The sequence below is a fragment of the Mesorhizobium sp. M1E.F.Ca.ET.063.01.1.1 genome, assembly GCF_003998155.1.
Classification (GTDB): Bacteria; Pseudomonadota; Alphaproteobacteria; order Rhizobiales; family Rhizobiaceae; genus Mesorhizobium.
Window position 1 is genome coordinate 1 of the sequence record NZ_RZSC01001400.1, and the last position, 715, is coordinate 715.

General features: G+C 65.2%; 1 protein-coding gene. It reads right to left on the bottom strand.

Going from position 1 to position 715, the window contains the following annotated elements:
• Positions 1–715, bottom strand: a 715-nt coding sequence (locus EOA29_RS38825; protein ID WP_145970135.1) for a ribonuclease J, incomplete at both ends; no start/stop codon positions are given.

Here is a 715-nt window from a genome sequence, read left to right on the forward strand (position 1 = left end):
ACATTGGAGGAAAATGTGGTCACCGCGACGCGGCCCTTGGCCTTCTCGATGACGCCCTTGAGGCCTTCGCCGACCGCCACTTCCGACGGCGAGTCGCCTTCCCTCAGCGCATTGGTGGAATCGCAGATCAGCGCCAGCACGCCCTTGTCGCCATAGGCGCGAAAACGCGCCTCGTCGGTCTTCGGCCCGATCGTCGGCGCCGGATCAATCTTCCAGTCGCCAGTGTGGATGACCGTGCCTGCCGGCGTGGTGATCGCCAGCGACATCGGCTCGGGGATGGAGTGCGCCACCGGGATGGCTTCGATCTCGAACGGCCCGATGGTGAACTTCTCGCCGGCCCGGTAGACGGAGGCCGGAATCTTCGGCGCATTCTGCTCGCCCTGCCGCTTGGCCTCCAGTAGCCCTGCGGTGAACGGCGTCATCCAGACCGGGACTTTGAGCTTCGGCCAGATGTCGAGCAGCGCGCCGTAGTGGTCCTCATGCGCATGCGTGATGACGATGCCGCGCAAGCCGTCGAGGTTCTCCTCGATGAAGCGCGTGTCGGGCAGGATGAGGTCGACGCCCGGATGCGCGGTATCGGGAAAGGTGACGCCGACATCGACGACGATCCACTCGCGCGCGTCCGCCGGTCCGTAGCCATAAAGGGCGAAGTTCATGCCGATCTCGCCGACGCCGCCGAGCGGCGCGAACACGAGTTCGGCGTTTTCTCTATTCG